Annotated in this window: 14 protein-coding genes; 9 read left to right on the top strand and 5 right to left on the bottom strand. The window is 68.1% G+C overall.

The genetic code is table 11. The features are described 5' to 3' along the window. Positions 1–23: 23 nt before the first annotated feature. Positions 24–1,406: a dihydrolipoyl dehydrogenase gene (lpdA, locus tag DWV11_RS16240; RefSeq protein WP_115789959.1), complete on the bottom strand. Its 1,383-nt coding sequence runs from the start codon at positions 1,404–1,406 to the stop codon at positions 24–26. Positions 1,407–1,636: 230 nt separating this feature from the next. Continuing rightward, positions 1,637–3,163 carry a leucyl aminopeptidase gene (locus tag DWV11_RS16235; protein ID WP_115789958.1) on the bottom strand — a complete coding sequence of 509 codons (1,527 nt, stop codon included), beginning with the start codon at positions 3,161–3,163 and terminating at the stop codon, positions 1,637–1,639. A gap of 254 nt (positions 3,164–3,417) precedes the next feature. Here DWV11_RS16235 and DWV11_RS16230 point away from each other — a divergent pair, with 254 nt between their 5' ends. The 4 genes from DWV11_RS16230 (at position 3,418) to DWV11_RS16215 (ending at position 8,720) form a co-directional block, all read left to right on the top strand. Then, complete coding sequence (locus DWV11_RS16230) at positions 3,418–4,356, top strand: proteasome assembly chaperone family protein (RefSeq protein ID WP_115789957.1); 939 nt, start codon at positions 3,418–3,420, stop codon at positions 4,354–4,356. A 63-nt stretch (positions 4,357–4,419) separates the two neighbouring features. After that, complete coding sequence (locus DWV11_RS16225) at positions 4,420–5,778, top strand: MFS transporter (RefSeq protein ID WP_115789956.1); 1,359 nt, start codon at positions 4,420–4,422, stop codon at positions 5,776–5,778. A gap of 136 nt (positions 5,779–5,914) precedes the next feature. Then, a complete protein-coding gene (locus DWV11_RS16220; RefSeq protein ID WP_115789955.1) occupies positions 5,915–7,171 on the top strand; it encodes a DUF4192 domain-containing protein in 1,257 nt (418 codons plus the stop codon). Between the two features lie 271 nt (positions 7,172–7,442). Continuing rightward, positions 7,443–8,720, top strand: coding sequence for an RNA polymerase sigma factor (locus DWV11_RS16215; protein ID WP_115789954.1), 1,278 nt, complete (start codon positions 7,443–7,445; stop codon positions 8,718–8,720). Positions 8,721–8,844: 124 nt separating this feature from the next. On the opposite strand, the gene DWV11_RS16210 is transcribed toward DWV11_RS16215, so the two are convergent. Continuing rightward, positions 8,845–9,066 (bottom strand): DUF7455 domain-containing protein, encoded by a 222-nt coding sequence (locus DWV11_RS16210; RefSeq protein ID WP_115789953.1) that lies wholly within the window; start codon positions 9,064–9,066, stop codon positions 8,845–8,847. 221 nt (positions 9,067–9,287) lie between these two features. Here DWV11_RS16210 and DWV11_RS16205 point away from each other — a divergent pair, with 221 nt between their 5' ends. After that, positions 9,288–11,396: a DNA gyrase/topoisomerase IV subunit B gene (locus DWV11_RS16205; protein ID WP_115789952.1), complete on the top strand. Its 2,109-nt coding sequence runs from the start codon at positions 9,288–9,290 to the stop codon at positions 11,394–11,396. Positions 11,397–11,496: 100 nt separating this feature from the next. Here DWV11_RS16205 and DWV11_RS16200 read toward each other — a convergent pair whose 3' ends face one another. Together DWV11_RS16200 and DWV11_RS16195 are read right to left on the bottom strand one after the other, a co-directional pair. After that, a complete protein-coding gene (locus tag DWV11_RS16200) occupies positions 11,497–12,486 on the bottom strand; it encodes a M56 family metallopeptidase (protein ID WP_115789951.1) in 990 nt (329 codons plus the stop codon). Between the two features lie 5 nt (positions 12,487–12,491). Beyond that, positions 12,492–12,878 (bottom strand): BlaI/MecI/CopY family transcriptional regulator, encoded by a 387-nt coding sequence (locus tag DWV11_RS16195; RefSeq protein ID WP_115789950.1) that lies wholly within the window; start codon positions 12,876–12,878, stop codon positions 12,492–12,494. 283 nt (positions 12,879–13,161) lie between these two features. Here DWV11_RS16195 and DWV11_RS16190 point away from each other — a divergent pair, with 283 nt between their 5' ends. From DWV11_RS16190 to DWV11_RS16175, 4 genes are read left to right on the top strand one after another with little or no spacing between them, the layout of a single operon-like run. Further along, positions 13,162–14,772, top strand: a complete 1,611-nt coding sequence (locus tag DWV11_RS16190; RefSeq protein ID WP_115789949.1) for a cytochrome ubiquinol oxidase subunit I — start codon at positions 13,162–13,164, stop codon at positions 14,770–14,772. A gap of 22 nt (positions 14,773–14,794) precedes the next feature. Continuing rightward, on the top strand, positions 14,795–15,880 hold the full coding sequence (gene cydB / locus DWV11_RS16185) for a cytochrome d ubiquinol oxidase subunit II (protein WP_115789948.1): 1,086 nt from the start codon (positions 14,795–14,797) through the stop codon (positions 15,878–15,880). A gap of 3 nt (positions 15,881–15,883) precedes the next feature. Next, a complete protein-coding gene (gene cydD, locus DWV11_RS16180; protein ID WP_115789947.1) occupies positions 15,884–19,303 on the top strand; it encodes a thiol reductant ABC exporter subunit CydD in 3,420 nt (1,139 codons plus the stop codon). A 9-nt stretch (positions 19,304–19,312) separates the two neighbouring features. Continuing rightward, positions 19,313–20,344, top strand: a complete 1,032-nt coding sequence (locus DWV11_RS16175) for a GNAT family N-acetyltransferase (RefSeq protein ID WP_115789946.1) — start codon at positions 19,313–19,315, stop codon at positions 20,342–20,344. The last annotated feature ends 3 nt before the right edge of the window (positions 20,345–20,347 follow it).

Raw genomic sequence — 20,347 nt, 5'->3', positions numbered from 1 at the left:
GCAGGGCGGCTGCCTGGTGGCTGCTAGCCGTGGAGCGGTTTGCCGGCGAGGGCCAGGTTCGCTTCGCCGAGGGTTTCGTTCTGGGTGGGGTGGGCGTGGATGAACTGGGCCACGTCCTCCGGGTAGGCCTCCCAGTTCACGATCAGCTGGGCTTCGCCGATCTGCTCACCCATGCGGGAACCGATCATGTGGATGCCGACGACGGGGCCGTCCTTCTGGCGGACCACCTTGACGATGCCGCCGGTGCCCAGGATGGAGCTCTTGCCGTTGCCGGCCAGGTTGTATTCCTGGGTCTGGACCTGGTCTTCGCCGAACTTCTCCTTGGCACCCTTTTCGGTGTAGCCGACGGTGGCGATTTCCGGTTCGCAGAAGGTCACCTTGGGGATGTTGATGTCTTCGACGACCACAGGGTTCAGGCCGGCGATTTCCTCGGCGACGAAGATGCCCTGCTGGTAGCCGCGGTGGGCGAGCTGGACGCCCGGGACGATGTCGCCGACGGCGTAGATGTTGCCGACACCGGTGTGCAGGCGTTCGTTGGTGATCACGAAGCCACGGTCGATGGTGACGCCGGCTTCTTCGTAGCCGAGGTTTGCGGTGACCGGGCCGCGGCCGACGGCCACGAGCAGCAGCTCCGCTTCGAAGGTCTGGCCGTCAACGAGGGTGACCTTGACGCCGTCTTCGTTCTGCTCCACGCCCTGGAAGAAGACGCCGGTGCTGAACTTGATGCCGCGCTTCTTGAAGGCGCGCTCAAGGGTCTTGACGATGGCGGTGTCTTCGTTCGGCACCAGGGAGGGCAGGCCCTCGACGATTGTGACGTCCACGCCGAAGGACTTCCAGACGGACGCGAACTCGACGCCGATCACGCCGCCGCCGAGGACGATGGCGCTCTTGGGGATGTAGTTCAGGGTCAGCGCCTCGTCGGAGGTGATGACGCGGCCGCCGATTTCCAGTCCCGGGAGGGAGCGCGAGTAGGAGCCGGTGGCCAGGACAATGTTCTTGCCCTTGTAGGCGGTGCCGTTCACCACGACGGTGTCGGTGCCCTGGAGCTTGCCTTCACCCTCGATGACGGTGATGCCCTTGGACTTGATGAGGCCCTGGAGGCCCTTGAACTTGCCTGCGACAATGCCGTCCTTGTAGGCGTTGACGGCGTCGATGTCGATGCTGTCCAGGGTGACGTTCACGCCATACTTGGCGGCATCGCGGGCGTGGTCGGCGAGTTCGGCGGAGTGCAGCAGGGCTTTGGTGGGGATACAGCCGTTGTGCAGGCAGGTACCGCCGAGCTTGGCCTTCTCAACGAGGCCGACGGTGAAGCCAAGCTGTACGGCACGCAGGGCCGTGGCGTAGCCGCCGCTGCCGCCACCGAGTACCAGGATGTCGAATTCTTGCGCAGTTGCCTGATCGGCCACTATGACGCTCCCTCGCGTGAACGATGGCACGAGATAACGGGCCATCTGGTCTTGGAACAAGTTCTGCCGCGATTATGCCAGCACGAAAAGTTCTCTTGCATTTGTGACTACCGTGGTTCACCTTAGCGAACCACCTATTCATGCTCCACCCTCCGAAGCCGTTTTGGGTGGTGCTTGTGGCCAGTCTCACGTTCGGCCGTGGGGCCGGTCATGGACCGGCCCCACGGGGGCTATGCCCCGGACCGGGAGAGCAGGTCTTCGGCGTAGGCGACGAGGGTGCGGACGGTGCATCCCGTACCCTGCTTCGGGGTGTAGCCGTAGGGGCTTCCGTTGTTGAAGGACGGGCCGGCGATATCGATGTGGGCCCACGGAATCTGTTCACCCTGGGCGTCCTTGCCGACGAACTCCTTGAGGAAGACGGCCGCGGTCATCATGCCGCCGTGCCGTTCGCCGATGTTGGCGATGTCGGCCACCTGGGAATCCAGGCTGGGGCGCAGTTCCTCCGGCAGCGGCATCGGCCAGACCAGTTCCCCGGCGCGGTCGGCGGCGGACTTGATGGCGCCGGTGACGTCGTCGGACCCCATGACCCCCGCGGTGCGGTTGCCGAGGGCTATCAACTGGGCGCCCGTGAGGGTGGCGACGTCGATGATCGCGTCCGGTTGTTCCAGGCTTGCGGCAACCAGCCCGTCGGCCATCACCAGGCGGCCTTCGGCGTCGGTGTTCAGCACCTCCACGGTCTTGCCGCCGTAGACGGTCAGGACATCGGCGGGGCGCTGCGCGGCGCCCGAAGGCATGTTCTCCGCGATGCAGAGCCAGGCCGTCGCCTTGATCGGCAGGCCGAGGCCGGCGATCGCAAGCACAGTATTAAGGACGACGGCGGCGCCGGCCATGTCGCTCTTCATGTCGCCCATGCCGAGGGCGGGCTTGATCGAGATTCCGCCGGTGTCGAAGGTGATGCCCTTGCCCACCAGCGCGATCTTCCGGGTGGCCTTCGCGGGGGCGTATTCGACCTTGACCAGGCGGGGCTGGCGCGTTGAGCCCTTGCCGACGCCCAGGATGCCGCCGAAGCCTTCCTTCTCCAGGCGTTTCTCGTCCCAGACCGTCACCTTGACCGGCAGGCCCTTGGCGAGTTCTTTGGCGGCGTCGGCGAAGGACTCCGGGTACAGGTGGCTGGGCGGCTGGTTGACCAGGGTGCGGGTGGCGTTGACGGCACGGCCCAGCAGCACGGCGCGGTCAAGCAACGGCCGGGCTTCCTTGGCGTCCACGGCGGTGTGGATCAGGACGGCGGGAACCGGGTCCTTCAGCCCGTTAAGGCTGGAGCGGTGCTCCGTATAGGAATAGGAACCGAGCGCCGCGCCTTCGGCGACGGCCGCGACGTCGGCGGCATCCGCCGTCGGGAACGCGAGCGTCACGCTGCCGAGTCCGGCAAGCTGGCGGACCGCGGATCCGGCAGCACGGCGCAGGCTCTCGCCCGTAGCGCGCCCGTTGCCGTCAGGCTTGCCGGTGCCGGCAAGCACCAGGACAGCGGAGCCGGTCTCGGGAAGGCCAGGCAGCCGGTGGACCTGGTCGGCGGCGCCGGTGACACCCAGGACGCCCAAGGAGCCGGCAAGGACTTCGGCGGCCTTGGCGCTCAAGGGGTTGTCGAGCAGCACGGGGCCGTCGGCTCCCTGCGCAACACCGATCACCAGTGCTTCACTGGGGGACTTCTTCAGGTCCTTGGCGATGATGCCAAGGGTGATGTCTGTAGTCTTCACCACGAGGATCTATCCTCATCTCTCTTTGCATGGCTTGGCCGGGCAGCATGTCAGGCGCCCGGTTCCGGTCGCCCCCGGGACCGTCTCTTGGACTGGTCCGGCAGGGCCTGGAGCCGCCGTTGCGGCAGTTTGATCGTAGCCGCTCCGGCGCGGCGGAAAGCAATCAGATGAGATCTGCGGCACACGCGCCGCAGGAATGCGCCGCCGGCCGCAGGTGTTGTACCGGAAGAAGTTGTATTGATCGAAAGGATCCCGCCGTGTTTGAAGGTATCTCCGGCTCATTCCTTGACCCTGAATCTCTCTACGCAGGCAACATCGGGCTCTTCCACAGCCCGGAGCTGAAGGGCCTGAACATGCTGGTGGGCTTCACCGGTTTCGCGGACGCCGGGCACGTGGTTCAGCAGGTCAACGCTGAACTGCTTGACGCGCTCGACGCCGAGGCGGTGGCCGTGTTCGACGCCGACCAGCTCATCGACTACCGCAGCCGACGGCCCCACATCACGTTCGTCAAGGACCACCTCGAGGACTACAAGGCCCCGGTCCTGGCCCTGTACCGCCTGCGCGACGGGCTCGGCCAGCCCTTCCTCCTGCTTGCGGGGTTCGAGCCGGACCTGCAGTGGGAGCGGTTCGCCCAGGCGGTCCTGGGCATCGTGGAAGCCCTGCAGGTCAAGCTCGTGACCTGGATCCACTCCATTCCGATGCCGGTGCCGCACACCCGGCCCCTCGGCGTCACCGTGCACGGCAACCGGCCCGAACTCGTGGAGGGCATCTCCACCTGGAGGCCGACCGTCGAGGTCCCCGCCGCCGTCGGGCATGTCCTCGAGTACCGGCTCAGCGAGGCCGGTCACGCGGTCGCGGGATACGTCATCCACGTCCCGCATTACCTGGCCGACGCCGAATACCCGCCGGCCGCGGTTGCAGGGCTGGAATACCTCGGTGCAGCTACCTCCCTCATGCTTCCCACTGACCGCCTCCGGGAAGCCGGGCGCGAGGTCGGGCGCCAGATCGCCGAACAGGTCGAGGCTTCCGAGGAGGTCAAGCAGGTGGTGGCCAATCTCGAGCGCCGCTACGACGACAAGGCCGAAGGGCAGGTCCGGCGCTCGCTGCTCGCGGACGAAAACGACGAACTGCCGGACGCCGACGAGCTCGGCGCCGCCGTCGAGGCCTACCTCGCCCGCAAGGACGTGCTGCCCTGAGTTTTCTTGAATCTTCGACTTTCTTAAATCTGCTTTCTGCCGCATTTTGGAGATAATCGAACGGTGAATGCACCCCGCGCCTGGCTGATCTGGTCGATCGGGGTGCTCGCCTATCTCGTAGCGGTGGCGCAGCGCACCTCCTTCGGCGTCTCCGGCCTGGAGGCCACCGAACGCTTCCACGCCGGAGCAGCCGCCGTCTCGTTCTTTACCGTGCTCCAACTCCTGGTGTACGCCTGCCTGCAGATTCCGGTGGGGATCCTCGTTGACCGCTTCGGCTCGCGGGTGATGATCGCCGGCGGCGCCGTCCTCATGGGCCTGGGCCAGCTGGAGCTCGCCTTCGCCGACTCCATCAGCTCGGGCGTCTTCGGCCGGGTTCTGGTCGGTGCCGGCGATGCCATGACCTTCATTTCCGTCATCAGGCTGATTCCCCTCTGGTTCGCCCCGCGCCGGGCGCCCCTGGTCACCCAGCTGACCGGGATGAGCGGCCAGCTGGGCCAGGTGATCAGTGTGGTGCCGTTCGCGCTGGTGCTGCACTCCGCCGGCTGGACCCCTGCCTACCTGATGCTGGCCTCCTTCTCAGCGCTCGCCGTCGTGCTGGTGCTTGCGATGCTGCGGGACACCCCGCCCGGCCACCCGCCGCGCGACGGCAGCCAGGGCCTGCGCGCCACGGGCGTCAGCCTGGCACGTGCCTGGCGCCAACCGGGCACCCGGCTGGGCCTGTGGAGCCACTTCACGGTGCAGTTCTGCGGCACGGTGTTTGCGATGTCCTGGGGATATCCCTTCCTGGTCTCGGCGCAAGGGACCGGAGCCGCCGTGGCGTCCTCCCTCATGGGGCTCTATGTGCTGGTGGGCATGGTCGCCGGGCCGTTCTTCGGCGGCTTCGTGGCCAAGCACCCCATGCGCCGCTCGGCGATGGTCCTGCTTATTTCCGCCGCGACGGCCTTGACCTGGGCCGCGGTCCTGGCGTGGCCCGGCAGGGCGCCGCTGTGGCTGCTGGCCCTGCTCGCCGCGGTGCTGGCTGTGGGCGGTCCGAGCTCAATGATCGGTTTCGACTTCGCCCGGACCTTCAACCCTTCCCACCGGATCGGCACGGCAACCGGGATCGTGAACGTGGGCGGCTTCGTCGCCGCGCTCCTGACGATTTACCTCGTGGGCCTCGTCCTGGACCTCCTCCACGCCTCGGGATTCTCCGGAGGGGAGCTCTACGGCCTGGACCCCTTCCGGATCGCCTTAAGTGTGCAATTCGTGTTCTTGCTGCTCGGCGGGGTGCTGATCGTGCTGGTGCGGCGCAAGGTGCGCCGTCAGATGGCGGAGCAGGGCGTCCACGTCCGGCCGCTTCCGAAGGTCATTGCCGAACGCTACCGGGAACGCCGGCGGCGTGGCGGGGACCTGGACGGAAAGCAGGACAGCGCCGTCGGCTGACGGTGATGACCGTTACCCGCCGTTCACGTGGCGGCGGGCGTGGCAGCACTCCTCCACAAGGGCCCGTTTTACGTGCCTTTCCACATACGCGGGTCCGCCCCTGCCCCGAACCGGGGCTGCTGCCGATGCTGGATCCATGGCAAACGAACGCATGACCGCCTCCCGCCCCGAGGACATTCTCGGCTACGTCCCCCATGCACTCGGCCTCTGGCCCGAGGAAAGCCTGGTTGCCCTGACCCTGCACGGGAAGACGCTCGGTGCGACGCTCCGCGTCGACCTGCCGCCGGACTCCGGGCCGCCGCGCCTCGCTGTCTTTGCCGAAAAGGTCGGTGAATATCTCGCCGCGGACCGGACCGCCGACGGCGTCCTGCTGGTTGTCTATTCGGGCTCCGGCTGGGATGACGGTACCGTCGCCGAACGGTGCCGGCCGCTGTTGCAGGCAGTGGGCGAAATGCTCGACGGCGGCGGGCTGGCCCTGCGGGACGCGTGGCTGGTGGGTCCCCGGCACTGGCGCAGTGCATTCTGCGACGACCCCGAATGCTGCCCGTGGCCCGGGCATCCCGTTGAACTGATCCGCGACAGCCGGCTCAATGCCGAAATGGTGTTCCGCGGAAGCAGCGTGCCCGCCGGCGCCGGGTCCGGCGGCGATGGCGCGTCCGGACCGTTTTCCGGGCAGGAGGAGCCGGGCCTCGCAGCGGAAGAGACGGCAGCTTTGGAACGGATCGGAGAGGTGTGGAGGTGCCGGGCGTCCTTGGAGGCAATGCTTGATGCCTGGTTCCGCGTCCTGGATGGCGGCAGCCAGTCGCCGGTGCCAGCAACCGCCCCTGCAGCCTTCCTGCGGGCCTGCCTTCGCATCCCGGCCTGGCGCGACGCCGTCGCGGTGGCCGCCGCCGCCGGACGGGACACAGCGTGCGCCGGTGCGGAAGCCTTCGGATTCTTCCGCGACAAGGCCCTGCCGAAGCTGCAGCTGCCCGTCGAATTGGCTGGATCCGCGGGCAGCGGAGCCCACGTGTCCAGCGGAGGGCCCGCCCCGGTGAAACGGCGGACATCCAAGGACCCTGCAGACCTGCTGCGCTACGGGGACGTACTGCTTGGCCTGCACCCGGCCGTCCCCGACTGGACGCGCCTCGATGCCCTGGACCGGCTGCTTGAGGACCTCGCCGCACGCGGTGGCGGGGAAGCCAGGGCCGCGGCACTCACCCTTCGTGGCTGGATCCAATGGTGCCGGGGGAGCGGCTCCCAGGCCGACGCCCTGCTGCGCCTGGCGGACGCGGAACAGCCCGGCTACCGGCTGGCCGCACTGCTCGCCGAACTCGTACACCGCGGAACGCTGTGCGGCTGGGCAGGGAACAAGGGGTCTGCGTGGCGCCGCTTTGGCGGGGCGGCGGCCTGAATGCCGCAACAGGCCGGCAATTCGACCTCTGACTGGAAAAGTCGACCTCTGACGGGGAAAAGCGTGAGACAATGTAGGCCGAGACCCGGTTGGGTCCGTGTTTCAAGTGCCCGATGCGTTCCCTTTACCGGGAACATTTCGGTGACGTCGGCAGTTTTACTAAGTGACTCTGCAGCCGCCGGTCGCACTTGATGTTGATCGCGGACTTGACAGGGTCATAGTGGTGTTGCCCCCATGGTGATTCCACAGACCGCCGCTAGAAAGGTTTTCTGTGACCCCGTCTCCCGCCGAGAAGGAACCCGCCGCCCAGGCCGAACTGACCGCCGAAGAAACGAAGGCGGCTGCAACTGCCACGAGTGCGGCAACACGTGCTGGCAAGGCTTCAGACGCAGAGAAGCCGGCCCCCAAGAAGCGCGGGCCCAAGCCCGGCGCCAAGGCAGCTGCCAAGTCTTCCGAGGAATCCGAGGATTCCGAGGAAGAGGTCGAAGAAGAGGACTTCGACCCCGCCGCTCCCGAAGCAGAGATCGGCGAGGAGGTGGAAGAAGACGAGAAGAAGCCCGCAGGCACCGGCTCCGGCTTTGTCTACTCGGACGCCGACGACGATGACGCCCCGGTCCAGCAGGTCATGTCCGCCGGCGCCACCGCCGACCCCGTCAAGGACTACCTGAAGCAGATCGGCAAGGTCGCACTGCTGAACGCCGAGCAGGAAGTGGACCTCGCGCTCCGCATCGAGGCCGGCCTGTTCGCCGAAGAGAAGATCAACGCCGACGACGGCTCGATGGACCCCAAGCTCAAGCGCGAGCTCGAGTTCATCATCCACGACGGCAAGCGCGCCAAGAACCACCTGCTCGAGGCCAACCTGCGCCTCGTCGTGTCGCTTGCCAAGCGCTACACCGGCCGCGGCATGCTCTTCCTCGACCTCATCCAGGAAGGCAACCTGGGCCTGATCCGTGCCGTCGAGAAGTTCGACTACACCAAGGGCTTCAAGTTCTCCACCTACGCCACCTGGTGGATCCGCCAGGCCATCACCCGTGCCATGGCCGACCAGGCACGCACCATCCGCATCCCGGTCCACATGGTGGAAGTCATCAACAAGCTGGCCCGTGTCCAGCGCCAGATGCTCCAGGACCTCGGCCGCGAACCCACGCCCGAAGAGCTCGCGCTGGAACTCGACATGACCCCGGAAAAGGTCGTCGAGGTCCAGAAGTACGGCCGCGAACCGATCTCCCTGCACACCCCGCTGGGTGAAGACGGTGACTCCGAGTTCGGTGACCTCATCGAGGACTCTGAAGCGGTCGTCCCCGCAGACGCGGTGAGCTTCACCCTGCTGCAGGAACAACTGCACTCCGTCCTGGACACCTTGTCCGAGCGGGAAGCCGGCGTTGTCGCCATGCGCTTCGGCCTGACCGACGGCCAGCCGAAGACTTTAGACGAAATCGGCAAGGTCTACGGTGTGACCCGCGAACGCATCCGCCAGATCGAATCGAAGACCATGTCCAAGCTGCGCCACCCGTCGCGCTCCCAGGTGCTGCGCGACTACCTGGACTAGGACACCCGCCGGGCCGGGACGCCCGGCGATAACACAGGCGTGGCCCCTCCGGAAGGAGGGGCCACAGCTGTTTTGTCTTGCTTATCCCGCGTGGGCCGCCTTGCGGCGGCCGGGATCCTGCAGTTTAGTCGACCGGAACGGGTTCCTTCTCGTGCAGGCGGGACGTCTCGTCGTGCCATTCAGAGGTCTTGGGACGGAGAGTCGCTTCCACTGCGCGTGCATGGTGCCCGCAGAAAAGCAGCTCGCCACCGGAGGTCTCGAGTACAACGCGGACGTACGCCTGGGCTCCGCAACGATCGCACCGGTCAGCAGCAGTAAGCGTGCGGTCTGCAACAGCTGTTGTCATGGTCGGCCTCCTTAGATAGTTCTGTAGGTCCATATAAGCAGCCGCGCAGGCCAAAACCCGGCAAGGAAGGGTCTCGTTCGCTGTGCGCGTATCACATGTGCGTAACACCACCGGTGAAGCCACGCGTCCCGGGTGTGGCAAGACGGCCTTGGCACGCGGAGGCGGCTAGCCTAGTAGGAGTCCTTTTGCCGCCCAGCCCAAACCGAAGGAGCGCCCCGCCCGTGGCCCCGAGTTCTGAATACACCGCCCGGCACCTCTCGGTCCTGGAAGGACTTGAAGCGGTCCGCAAGCGCCCGGGCATGTACATCGGTTCCACGGACTCCCGCGGCCTCATGCACTGCCTCTGGGAAATCATCGACAACTCCGTCGATGAGGCCCTCGCCGGGTTCGGCCACGACATCAGGGTCATCCTGCATGCGGACAACTCGGTGGAAATCCACGACGACGGCCGCGGCATCCCGGTGGACGTCGAACCCAAGACCGGGCTGAGTGGCGTCGAGGTCGTTTTCACGAAGCTGCATGCCGGCGGCAAGTTCGGCGGCGGCTCCTACACGGCCTCGGGCGGCCTGCACGGCGTGGGTGCGTCCGTGGTCAACGCACTCTCCAGCCGCCTCGACGTCCAGGTGGACCGCGGCGGCAAGACCTACCAGATGTCCTTCCGCCGCGGCGAGCCCGGACGCTTCAAGGACGCCGGCACCAAGCTCAACCCCGCCGCCGCCTTCGAACCGTTCGTCGACAACTCGGTGCTCGACGTCGTCGGGAAGGCAAAACGCGGCGTCACCGGCACGCGCATCCGCTACTGGGCCGACCGCCAGATCTTCACCCCCGACGCGAGGTTCTCGTACGAGGACCTGGCCGCCCGCGCCCGCCAGACTTCCTTCCTCATCCCGGGGCTGAAGCTGACAGTGCGCGACGAACGCGGCCTGCCCGGCACCCCTGGCGGGGACGGCCCGCACGAAGAGGTCTTCCACCACGACGGCGGCATCTCGGAGTTTGTCGACTTCCTTGCTGCCGACGCGGCCGTGACGGACATCTGGCGCCTCCACGGGGCGGGAAAGTTCAAGGAGACCGTGCCCGTCCTGGACGACAACGGCCACAGCACCATCGCCGAGGTCGAGCGCGACTGCGAAGTGGACGTCGCCCTGCGCTGGGGCATCGGCTACGACACTACGATGCGCAGCTTCGTGAACATCATTTCGACCCCCAAGGGCGGCACCCACCAGGCCGGCTTCGAGCAGGCCCTCGTAAAGACGTTCCGCAAGGCCGTCGAGTCCAATGCCCGCAAGCTCAAGGCGGGCAACGACAAGATCGAAAAGGACGACATCCTCGCCGGCCTCACCGCCGTGCTGACCGTACGCCTGGCCGAGCCGCAGTTCGAAGGCCAGACCAAGGAAATCCTCGGCACCTCGGCCGTCCGGTCCATCGTGGCCAAAGTCGTGGAGCAGGAGATCACGGCGCGGCTGAACTCCAGCAACCGCAACGACAAAGCCCAGTCCACGCTGCTGCTGGAAAAGATCGTCAGCGAGATGAAGTCGCGCATCTCCGCGCGCGTCCACAAGGAGACCCAGCGGCGCAAGAATGCCCTGGAAACCTCCTCGATGCCCACTAAGCTGGCAGACTGCCGCACGGACGACGTCGCACGCTCGGAGCTGTTCATCGTGGAAGGTGACTCGGCCCTCGGCACTGCCAAGCTCGCCCGCTCCTCGGACTTCCAGGCGCTGCTGCCGATCCGCGGCAAGATCCTGAACGTCCAGAAGGCGTCGGTGGGGGACATGCTCTCCAACGCCGAATGCGCCGCGCTCATCCAGGTGGTCGGGGCGGGGTCCGGGCGCAGCTTCGACATCGACGCCGCCCGGTACGGCAAGGTGATCCTGATGACCGATGCCGACGTCGACGGCGCCCACATCCGCACCCTGCTGCTCACCCTGTTCTTCCGGTACATGCGGCCCATGGTCGAGGCCGGGCGCGTGTTCGCCGCTGTGCCGCCGCTGCACCGGGTGGAGGTCATCAACCCCGGCCAGAAGGCCAACGAGATGATCTACACCTACTCCGAGGCGGAGCTGCACGCCCTGCTGGCCAAGCTCGCCAAGGAAGGCAAGCGCTACAAGGAACCGATCCAGCGCTACAAGGGCCTCGGCGAAATGGACGCGCAGCAGCTGGCCGAGACCACCATGGACCCGCGGCACCGCACCCTGCGCAAGGTCGGAATCGAACACCTGGAGCAGGCCGAGCACGTCTTCGATCTCCTGATGGGTTCGGACGTGGCCCCGCGCAAGGAGTTCATCATCGACGGCGCCGCCCGCCTGGACCGCGAACGCATCGACGCCTGATTTCCGGGCGGACATGTCCGGTCCCGTGAGCACGGAGTGGACATCGCCGGATGATGTCCACTGCCTGATCCGCCGGGTGGACATGTCCGGCGGGCGGGAATCAGCCGAGCAGGCCCGGCACGATGAGCACCGCCGTCGGGGCCGCCAGCAGCAGGGCCGACGCCGCCAGCACCAGGGTGCGGTAGGCAGGCTTGAGCGGCGGCTCGGGTGAGAGGAGGCGGCTGACGCGGGACGCCGTCGTCCGCGGTGAATCGGCCCCGCCCGTCGTACTGAAGCCCCCCGTGCTGAAGCTGCCGGTTTCGCCAAGGGTAGCCGCCGTGGGCCGTGCGGCCGCGGGACCCGCGCCGCCGGCTACGAGGGCGATGGCCTTGATCAGTGTCGCCTTGCTCTCGCTGCGCAGTGCAACGTCGTCGGCCAGCATTTCGATGAGTGAGTTCACCGCGAGCTGGGCGTAACGGGTGGTGGGAAACCAGGGAAGTGCCTGGCGCCAGGCGGCGAAGGCCCAGAGCAGGAGATCATGGCGCTGGCTCAGATGGGCGTTTTCGTGGATCAGCACGGCGCGCAGTTCGGCCGGCTCGAGGCGTGCCATGAGTCCGTCCGACAGCACCGTCACGGAGCGCGCGCCGCCGGGAAGGCAGTAGGCGACGGGCGAGTCGTGGTTGATGACCACGGTGCCGGGCCCGTCGTCGGAGGGTGAGGCCAGGAGGGCCAGCAGTTCGCGGTGCCGCCTGCGCTGGCGTTCGATCTTGACGTAGGTCAGCAGCAGGGTGAAGACGAGGTGGGCGCTGAGCAGGGCCGCGGCCGAGAGGGCGAACAGGTGCCAGAAGCCCAGGGCCGTGGTGGGCTCGTTGTTCAGGACCATGCCGGCCAAGGCGCGCAGCCCCGCGATCAGGTTGTCGCCGATCGGTTCGAGGCCATAGACCAGCATGGCGCCGATCATCGATAGGCCACCGGCCAGGGCGATGGCCTGCCAGAGGACCATCGCGGTGAAGGGTGCCCGGGCCGGCCAGGCGGCACGGGACAGGAGGACGGGTACCGGCCAGGCCAGTACGAGAGCAAGGACCGCCAGAAAGTATGAGGTCCAGAACATGGGGGCTAGTGTTCGCCGAGCAGTTTGCGCAGCGTGGCGGCTTCACTTTCGGTGACTGAACCGATGAAACGGGCAAGCACGGCTTCGCGGTCCGGGGCGGACCCCAGCACCTCGTGCATGAGCTCGGCAGTGTGGTCTTCCCTGCTGGAGACGGCCTGGTAGCGGTGCGGGCGGGTGCCGCGTTCGCGCTCCACGAGGCCCTTCTTTTCCAGGCGGGACAGGACGGTCAGGACGGTGGTGACTGCCAGGTCCTTGCCCTGGTGGCCGGCGCTTCCGCCTTCGGCCTCCGAATCGCGGGCCAGCAGGTCACGCAATGTGTTGGCGGTTGCCGCCTCCTGGCCTGCCCAGAGCAGGTCCATGACTGCCCGTTCGAGTTCGCCAAGACTTGCCATCGATACATCCCTGCTTTCCGCACCCAACAGCCGTTCCGGCCTTGCGGGGTGCGATGATCCAACATTCCAGTATCAAATCTAGCGCTTTTCGCTCCGCGATTCTACGTGAAGTAGAACATGCGGCGTGGCGAACCCTTGCGGGGCTCCGGTGCCGCTGGAAAAGTGTGAGCAGGGGACGCTGATTTGTTCTGCACAGATTTGTTCTACACTGTGTAGAACAATGGTTTTCTACGAAATGTAGAAGAAGTAGGCCGCACTGCGGGCAGCCGGACAAAGGACAGCCATGGACGCCTTGGAAATCGCACGTTGGCAATTCGGGATCACCACCGTCTACCACTTCATGATGGTTCCCCTGACGATCGGCCTCGGGCTCGTCGTCGCCATCATCCAGACCCTCTGGTACCGCACGGGCAAGCCCGAATACCTGCGGATGACCAAGTTCTGGGGCAAGCTCTTCCTGATCAACTTCATCATGGGTGTGGCCACCGGCATCGTCCAGGAATTCCAGTTCGGCATGGCCTGGAGCGAATACAGCCGCTTCGTGGGTGACGTCTTCGGCGCCCCGCTGGCCTTGGAAGCGTTGCTGGCGTTCTTCGTGGAGTCCACCTTCCTGGGCCTCTGGATCTTCGGCTGGAAGCAGCTCAAGCGCGGCGTGCACCTTGCCTGCCTGTGGATCGCCGTCATCGGCTCGCTCTTCTCCGCCTATTTCATCATCGTGGCCAACTCCTGGATGCAGCACCCGGTGGGCGTGGAGATGATCGACGGCCGGCCCGTGATGACCGATGCCTGGGCCGTCTTCACCAACAACACCGCCCTCGTGGCCGTCCCGCACACGCTCTTCGGCGCCCTTGGCGTGGCCGGAGCCTTCCTGCTGGGCATCGCCTGGTACCACCTGTGGCGCCGCCGGCACGACGGCATCGACACCGTGGGCAAGGACGGCCGGCTGGTTCCCGGCAGCGCCGCCATCCCCGGCCGGGACAAGGCCGACTACAACGTATGGATCCGTTCGCTGCGGATCGGCGCCGTCGTCGCGATGATCTCCTTCGCCGGCACCGCCATCACCGGCGACCTGCAGGGCAAGCTCATGTTCGAGCAGCAGCCCATGAAGATGGCCGCAGCCGAAGCCGCCTGCCACGACGGCACCGGTTTCTCCGTGCTCAGCGTCGGCAACATCGGCGGCAGGAGCTGCGACGACGTGGTGGCCGTGATCGAGGTTCCGGGCATTCTGTCCTTCCTGGCCAAGGGGGACTTCACCACCGAGGTCAAGGGCGTGAACAGCCTCATTCCCGAATACCAGGAGAAATATGGCACCCACCTGCCGGACAACCCGCTCTACGGTGACCGCGCCGGCAAGGAAATCCAGTACGTGCCCGTTATGGAGGTGACTTATTGGGGCTTCCGGATGATGATCGGCTTCGGCGGGCTCGCCGCCTTCGCCGCGCTGCTGGCGCTCTGGGTCACCCGCAGGGGCGCCGTGCCGCAGGCCCGCTGGTTGATGCGCCTGGCCGTGTTCGGCATCCTCGCGCCCTTCGGGGCCAACGCCGCCGGCTGGATCTTCACCGAGATGGGCCGCCAGCCCTTCGTCGTGGCTCCGAACCCGGATATGAACGGCATCGACCAGGTGTTCATGTTCACCGCCGCCGCCGTATCGCCAGGCGTCAGTGCGGGCGAAATCATGGCGTCCCTGGTGGTGCTGACTGCGATCTACGCCGTGCTGCTGGTGGTCGAGGTGCGGCTGCTGGTCAAGTACGTGCGCGGCGGCGTGGCCTCCGCAATGCCGGAACTCGCGCACGCCGCCACTGACGGCGCGGGCGCAAAGGACAAGGACACGAAGGGCGACGGCGGCACCCCGCCATCCGCGGGTGCCGACGACGTGCTGGCCTTCGCCTACTAGGAACTGCAGAGGACTTACGGACATGGAACTGTTGCCCACCATCTGGTTCATCGCGATCGCCGTCCTGTGGACCGGCTACCTCTTCCTGGAGGGCTTCGACCTCGGCGTCGGCATGCTCATGAAGCTGTTCGCCCGCAACGACGCCGAACGCCGGGTTCTGCTCAACACCATCGGGCCGGTCTGGGACGGCAACGAAGTCTGGCTGCTCACCGCCGGCGGCGCCACCTTCGCGGCCTTCCCGCTCTGGTATGCGTCCCTGTTCTCGGCCTTGTACCTGCCCCTGCTGCTGGTCCTGGTTGCCCTGATCTTCCGCGCCGTAGCCTTCGAATACCGCGGCAAGGTGGACTCCGGGCGCTGGCGGACCGGCTGGGACTGGGCCATCGCCCTGGGGTCCTTCTTCGCCGCCTTCGGCGTCGGCGCGGCGTTGGCCCTGACCACCACCGGACTGCCCCTGGACGCCAACGGCGACCGCGACGGCGGCCCTTTCGCCTGGTTCAACGGCTATGCCGTGCTCGGCGGACTCGCCGTCGTCGCCTTCGCCTTGGTGCACGCGCTCGCCTTCCTTGCACTGAAGAGCGACGGCGAGGTGCGGCACCGCGCACGCGGCACTTTCGTGCGCTGGGTTCCCCTCGCGGCACTGCCGATGCTCGCCTGGTCCGTGGCTGTCCAGTTCATCTCCGGCAAGCCGTGGACCTGGGCACTCACCGTACTCGCCTTGTGCGCCGCTGCCGCAGCCTGGTGGCTGGCGTCCAAGGGCCGCGAAGGCCGGCCGTTCATGGCCCTGGCGTTGTTCATCGCCGCGTCCGCGGCCTCGGTCTTCGGCGCGGCCTACCCGGTGGTGCTGCCGTCCACGCTGGACCCGGCCTTCGACCTGACCGTGGCCAACGCATCATCGTCGGACTATACGCTGGGGCTGATGAGCGTCGTAGCCGCCTTCGGCCTGCCGTTGGTGATCGCCTACCAGGCGTGGACCTACTGGGTCTTCCGCCGCCGGGTCAGCGTCGACGTCATCCCCGCCGCCCACGGCTTCCTTCCGGCCATCGCCGCCAAGGCGCTCGCCGGCGCAGACGGCAGCGGTGCAGACAGTACCGGCAAGGCCGGCCGGTAACGGATGAAGCCCGCACTGCCCTCCGGCCCGGCCACCCGCTCCGCGCTCTACCTGCTGGGCCTGCTCGCGGCGCTCAAGGCACTGTCCCTGGTGCTGCTGGCCCAGGCCGTCGCCTCGCTCCTCGCCGGCCTCGCCGGCGGGAGCGTGGACTGGCGTGAGCAGCTCATGTGGGGAGCCGCCGGCGCCGTACTGCGGGCCGCGGGCACGTGGGGGCAGGCCGTCGCCGCGCGCCGCGCCGCCCTCGGCGTCAAGGAGGAACTGCGGGCCCGGCTCCTGGAGCACGCCTTTCGCGGCGGGGGAGCAGGAGTGGCCACACCGTTGAGCCCTGCCGGTCCGCTCAGCGACGGCGGCCTGGCGATCCTTGCCACGCGCGGCTTGGATGCCCTGGACAACTACTACACCCAGTTCCTGCCCGCCCTGGTCAACTGTGCCGCCATTCCGTTGCTGCTGGGCGCCCGCATCCTGTTCGCGGACTGGCTGAGCGCGGTGGTGATCGTGCTGACCCTGCCGCTGGTTCCGCTGTTCATGGTGCTGATCGGCAGGCACACGGAAGACCGCGTCCGCGAGGCCCAGGCGACCCTGCGCCGCCTGTCCAACCACATCCTGGAACTGGCCAAGGGCTTGCCCGTTCTGGTCGGCCTGGGAAGGGCCACCGAACAGCGGGCCGCCCTCGAAGACCTCTCCGCGGAGTACCGCACCCGCACCATGGGAACGCTGCGCACGGCGTTCCTGTCCGCGCTGGCCCTGGAGCTCATCGCCACGATCTCCGTGGCCGTGGTGGCGGTGTTCATCGGCGTCCGGCTGGTGGCCGGTGACATGGGTCTCGAAGCGGGCCTGCTTGCCCTGATCCTCGCCCCGGACTGCTACTTGCCGTTGCGCGAACTGGGCACCGCGCACCACGCGAGCGAGGAAGGCCGCGACGCACTCGCCACCACCGGCGAGGCCCTGGGAACCCCTGCGGGACGCCGCTTCGGTTCTGAAACCGCAGGGACCGCGTATGGGTCCGCTGTCCAGGGGCTCACAGTCCGCGGCCTCACTGTCCGCTATGGCGGCCGCCGGCACGATGCCGTCGGGCCGCTCGACCTCGAGGCACCCGCCGGGCGTATCACCGCGCTCTCGGGTCCCAGCGGCAGCGGCAAGAGCACCGTTCTCGGCGTGCTGGCCGGGACGGTCCGGGACGGCGCGGCCGCCGCCGGGAGCGGCACCTCGGTGCGGGGCACCTTCAGCGGACCCGACGCCGGAAAGCTGGCGTGGGTGCCTCAGCACCCGGCGATGCTGGCCGACACCGTCCTGGCTGAGGTGCGACTGTATCTGGGAGGGAACGACGATCTGGGAGGGAGCGACGCCGGGGAGTCCGACGAGACGGCCCGGGACTGCCTGGCCCAGGTGGCCGCCGACTACCTCGCCGACAAGAACCCCGCCGAACTCAGCCCCGGCGAGCTGCGGCGCGTGGCGGTGGCCCGCGGCCTGGCCCGGCTCAAAGCGGGCGCGACGGTCCTCCTGCTCGACGAACCCACCGCGCACCTGGACGCCGTCACCGCCAGTGCCGTGCGCGCCGCGATCACCGGCCTGCGCGGCAAGGCAACCGTGATCCTCGTGGCCCACGACGCGGCGACCCGCGGCCTCGCGGACCACGTGGTGGAAATGCCGGCTTCGGGGGCGGACGCCGGGGCGCCGGAAAGTCCCGCGACAGCAGCCCCCGCAAGGGTGGCATCACCCGAGCCCGTTGCACCGGCCGACGTCGGACCCGGCGAGCCGGACGTGCCCGCCACCGACGGCTTTGGCCCTGTGAAGGCGCTCGCCCGGATCCTCGCCCCGCTGGGCTTCCGCTTCACCGGAGCCGTGCTGCTGGCTGCCCTCGCGGCGTTGTTCGCGGTGGCGCTCTCCGGCCTGTCCGGCTGGCTCATCATCCGCGCCAGCGAACAGCCGCCTATCCTGTACCTCCTGGGCGCGATTGTCGGGGTCAGGTTCTTCGGCATCGGCCGGGCCGTGCTGCGCTACAGTGAACGCCTCGTCGTCCACGACCTGGTTTTCGACGCCATGACCCGGCTGCGCGGCGCGCTCTGGGCCTCACTCAGCTCACGGGCGCTGTCCCTGCGGCGGCTCCTGCGGGGCGGCAACGTCCTCGGGACAGTGGTGGACGACGTCGACACCCTCCGAGACCTCATCCCGCGCGTCGTCCTTCCGCCGCTGTCAGCGCTGGCCGTTGCAGCCGCGGCAATCATCGCGACGGCGATCCTGCTCCCCGCGGCCCTGCCCGCCGTCGTCGTGGCTACAACGGCGGCCCTGCTGCTCGCCCCGCTCGCGGCACTCCTTGCCGACCGCAACGCGGCCCGCGCCGAACAGCAGTTGCGCTCCTTGGTGCTGCGCGACGTCGCCGCGGCGCTGGATGCCCGCGCCGAACTGGCCGCCAACGGGGTGGCCGGAACCGTGCTGGCCTCCCTCTCAGCACAGGACCGCGCCGCCACCGGCGCTGCCCGCCGTGCTGCCTGGGCCGAAGGGCTCGGGCAGGGAACCGTGGTGCTCGCATGCACCCTGGGCGCCCTCGCCGCCGGACTGGCCGGCGCCGGGCAGCTGCAGGCCGGAAGCGCCGGGGTCGCCGTGCTGGCTGTGATTGTCTTGATGCTGCTGGCACTGCCGGAGCCTTTCGGTGCCGTGGTCGCCGCAGTGCGCCAGGCGCCGGCGCTGGCCGCCGTGTTGCGGCGCATTGCGGCAACGGGGGCGCTGGAGGCGGGCACGGACGCCGGCCTCACGCATGTTCCGGAGCTGCCGGGCAAGCGTGCCGGCCTGGAACTGCGCGGACTGGAAGCCCGCTGGCCCGGCGGTTCGCCCGTGCTCAGCGGGGTCGACGCCGACGCCGCGCCCGGCCGCTGGCTCGCCGTGACCGGGCCGTCCGGGTCAGGCAAGTCCACCCTGCTGTCGGTGTTGCTCGGCTTCCTGCCGCCGTCGGCGGGCACGGTAAGGCTCGGCAGCAAGGCGGCGTGGTGCCCGCAGGAGGCCCATCTCTTCGACTCGACCATCCGCGGCAACCTGCTCCTGGCCCGGCCGGCCGGTAAGAAACCCGACGAAACGCAGATGCAGCAGGCCCTGGGCGCCGTCGGGCTGTCCGCGCTCGTGGCCGCTCTGCCGGACGGGCTCGACAGCCGGATCGGGCCGTCCGGTTCTTTCCTGAGCGGTGGCGAACGCCAGCGCCTGGCCATGGCACGAACCCTCCTCAGCGGCGCGGACGTGCTGCTGCTCGACGAGCCCACCGCCCACCTCGATGCCGGCACCGCCGCAGTGATGATGGCCGAACTGCGGGCCGGCCTGCAGGACCACACGGTGGTGCTGGTGACCCACAATCCCGCCGACATCGGCCCCGGCGACGACCGCCTGGAACTTGCTGCCGGGAGCATGCTGGTGAAGCCTGCTACCGCTCAGTAGCCTAGGGGGATGACCGAGCTTCCCGGACCCGTTCCCGACACTGTTCCCCTGCCCGATCCGCAGGCCACAGGCCTACGGTGGCGCGCCGCCGGAACCGCCGACATTGAAGCCTGGGCCGCCCTCATCGCCCGCACCGCGGCGGTGGAACAGCCCGTCTGGTACGAAAAGGCTGCCGACCTGGACCACGTCCTGCAGTCGAGCAAGAACGACCCCGCAGTGGATACCCTGCTGGGCTTCGATACCGACGGCGTGGCCCGCGCCTACGGCCGGGTGGACAAGAATCCCGACGGCGGGAAGGCCTTCGGTTTCGCCTGCGTGGATCCGGCGTGGCAGCACAGGGGGATCGGCACCGCGATCCTCGCCTGGCAGGAAGGGCGCACCCGGCGCCGGTTCGCCGACGATGCCGGGCAGCACGGCACGGCCGAGGAGCCACCCGTGCCGCGGCTGCGCCTGTTCATGGAAGAAAAGATGCTGCACCAGTCCGCGTTGTTCGAGGCCCGGGGCTTCGATGTGGTGCGCTGGTACAACGAGATGCACCGTCCCCTCGACGGCAGCCTCCCGGACGTTTCGCTGGCGCCCGGTCTTGAGCTGCTCACCCTCGAGCCCGGCCTGCACGAGGGCGCGCGGCTGGCCCACAACGACGCCTTCCGGGACCATTGGGGCAGCGAGCCGCGCGACGAGGAAGCCTGGCGCTTCATCATGGAGGGCCCGCTGCACCGGGAGGACCTCAGCACCGTGGTCCGCGATACCGCCAGCGGGGAGATCGCCGGCTACCAGATCGCCCTCTTCGACCCCGATGCCGCAGCGGCCCGCGGCTACAAGGAGGGCTACACCGAACTGCTGGGCGTGCGCCGGCAGTACCGCGGCCGTGGCGTGGCGAGCAGCCTCCTTGCCGATGCGATGCATCGTTTCGTGGCCGCGGGCATGGACGTTGCCTCACTCGACGTGGACTCGGAGAACCCCACCGGCGCCCTGGCCCTGTATGTGAAGATGGGCTACGCCGCGGTCAACCGCAGCATGGCCTGGGACAAGGTGCTATAGCCG

Source organism: Arthrobacter silvisoli (assembly GCF_003369445.1).
Classification (GTDB): domain Bacteria; phylum Actinomycetota; class Actinomycetes; order Actinomycetales; family Micrococcaceae; genus Arthrobacter; species Arthrobacter silvisoli.
The sequence above is the reverse complement of the archived record's forward strand: the minus strand, read 5'-3'. Positions and strand labels throughout refer to the sequence as shown.

Excerpts from the sequence above, each read along its gene's own strand:
- DWV11_RS16220 (WP_115789955.1), top strand. The coding sequence starts at position 5,915 with ATGGCAAACGAACGCATGACCGCCTCCCGCCCCGAGGACATTCTCGGC.
- DWV11_RS16210 (WP_115789953.1), bottom strand. The coding sequence starts at position 9,066 with ATGACAACAGCTGTTGCAGACCGCACGCTTACTGCTGCTGACCGGTGC.
- DWV11_RS16200 (WP_115789951.1), bottom strand. The coding sequence starts at position 12,486 with ATGTTCTGGACCTCATACTTTCTGGCGGTCCTTGCTCTCGTACTGGCC.
- DWV11_RS16195 (WP_115789950.1), bottom strand. The coding sequence starts at position 12,878 with ATGGCAAGTCTTGGCGAACTCGAACGGGCAGTCATGGACCTGCTCTGG.
- DWV11_RS16190 (WP_115789949.1), top strand. The coding sequence starts at position 13,162 with ATGGACGCCTTGGAAATCGCACGTTGGCAATTCGGGATCACCACCGTC.
- cydB (WP_115789948.1), top strand. The coding sequence starts at position 14,795 with ATGGAACTGTTGCCCACCATCTGGTTCATCGCGATCGCCGTCCTGTGG.
- cydD (WP_115789947.1), top strand. The coding sequence starts at position 15,884 with ATGAAGCCCGCACTGCCCTCCGGCCCGGCCACCCGCTCCGCGCTCTAC.
- DWV11_RS16175 (WP_115789946.1), top strand. The coding sequence starts at position 19,313 with ATGACCGAGCTTCCCGGACCCGTTCCCGACACTGTTCCCCTGCCCGAT.